The sequence below is a fragment of the uncultured Aquincola sp. genome (genome assembly GCF_964001545.1).
GTDB lineage: Bacteria > Pseudomonadota > Gammaproteobacteria > Burkholderiales > Burkholderiaceae_C > Aquincola.
Window position 1 is genome coordinate 1 of sequence record NZ_CAXFDV010000310.1, and the last position, 1,904, is coordinate 1,904.

Annotated in this window: 2 protein-coding genes; both read right to left on the minus strand. The window is 67.9% G+C overall.

Going from position 1 to position 1,904, the window contains the following annotated elements; genetic code table 11:
- On the minus strand, window positions 1-770 hold a 770-nt coding region (locus tag ABNT58_RS10990; protein WP_348753517.1), incomplete at its 3' end, for an NAD(P)/FAD-dependent oxidoreductase.
- Window positions 771-927: 157 nt separating this feature from the next.
- A complete protein-coding gene (locus ABNT58_RS10995; RefSeq protein ID WP_348753518.1) occupies window positions 928-1,848 on the minus strand; it encodes an AraC family transcriptional regulator in 921 nt (306 codons plus the stop codon).
- Window positions 1,849-1,904: the final 56 nt, after the last annotated feature.

Below are 1,904 nucleotides of genomic sequence, written 5' to 3' on the forward strand. Positions count from 1 at the left end.
TCGTACTCGAAGCCGGTGAAGCTGTGGGGCAGCGTGGCGCGCAGCTCTTCAAAGCGGGCCTTGTAGGCCGCGGCTTCCTGCGGGCCGTAGCTGGGGTTCTTCATCGGCAGCACGTACTGCGGCGTGCGGATGAACACCTTCAGCTGCTTGACCTGGTCGGCAATGGTCTGGATGACCTGGATGCCGGTGGCGCCGATGCCCACCACGCCCACACGCTGCTCACGCAGGTCCAGCGGCTGGTGCGGCCAGCGCCCGGTGTGGAAGATGCGGCCGGCAAAGCTCTCCTGCCCCTCGAACACCTTTTCCATCGGGGCCGACAACATGCCGGCGCAGGTGATCAGGTACTGGGTGTCGATCTGCTCGCCGGTGTCGGTGCTCACCCGCCAGCGGCCGCGACTGTCGTCCCACTCGGCGCGGGTGATGCGGGTGTTGAACTGGATGTCGGGCCGCAGCGCCAGCCGGTCGGTCACGTAGTGCATCCAGCGCTCGATCTCGGGCTGGCCGGGAAACTTCGAACTCCAGGTCCAGTCGGTGTACAGGCTTTTGTCAAACAGGTACTGGTAGATGTAGGCCTCTGAGTCGAACTTGGCGCCGGGGTAGCGGTTCCAGTACCAGGTGCCGCCCACGTCGCTGGCGGCGTCGTACACGCGCACCTTCAGGTCGAGCTGCCGCAGTTGGTGCAGCTGGTACAGGCCGGCCACGCCGGCGCCGATGATCAGCGCGTCGAGCGTGCGGGTGGGGCTGGCGGTGGATGGAAGGGTTTCCGTCATCGTCCTCTCCGTGCGGTGGGTGGGCCGCGCTGAACGCCGTCGTCCAGGCGGGAGCCGCAGGTTAGGAAGGGCCGGCCGCGCCGGCTTGAACAAACGCCACGCGCGCTTTGAACATTCGGCGTAGCCCGGGCAAACCCCGGGTGGGTCGTTCAGCGCATCAATGCCCGCGCCGCAGTTCGCCGGGCGTGCAGCCCAGCCGGGCCTTGAAGGTGCGCGTCATGTGCGCCTGGTCGGCAAAGCCGGTGGCCGCGGCCACGGCCTTGAGCGGCAGGTCGCCGCGGTGCAGCAGCTGGCGCGCACGCTCCACCCTGCGGTCGATCACGTAGCGGTGGGCCGTGGTGCCCCAACTGCTGCGCAGCAGGCGGCTGAGCGCACACACGCCCACGCCGGCCACGCGGGCCAGTTGCTCCAGCGAGATGGCATCGCACAAATGCGCGTCCACATACTCCTGCAGCCGACGCGCCTGCACCGGGTGCAGCCGCTCATCGCGCGGCGCCTGCTTGAACCGAAAGGCCGCATAGTGCCGCAGCAGGTGAATGCCCAGCTGGGTAGACAACGCCTCGGCATACAGCGAGCAGCCCACGCTGGCGGTGGTGGCCTCTTGGCGCAGCAGGTGCGTCATCTGCGTGACGATGGGGTCGGCGCCGCTGAGCACGTCGTGCAGGCGCACTTCGTCCACCGGCCGGCCTTCCATCTCGCTGGCCAGGCGGCACAGCAGATCATTGGTCAGGTACACATGCGACACCGTGATGCCCTGCGTCCAATGCCAGTGCGAATCGGCCGATTCGGTGAGCAGCGAGAACAGCCCCGCCGCGCAGCTGGTGCGTGTCCACCGGCCATCGAACTGCCGCTGCATGGGCGTGAAGCCGTCTTCGTACTGCACGATCAAGAAGCAGTCCAGCGGCGGAATTTCCACATCTTGCCCGCGGTAGCGGTAGGTGCGCTGGCTGACGCCCTGCCAGTGCAGGTCGTCGCTGGCACACAAGATGTCGCCCGGCACCCACACCGGCAAGTCGGCATAGCCGATGCGCTCCGGCCGCCGCGCCGGCGGCGCAGGAATCGAGGGAAGTGCTCGCACGGCGGGCTCCCAGGAAGTCAGGGAGGGATTGCAGCGAGTGGGGTGGGGGGAGTCAA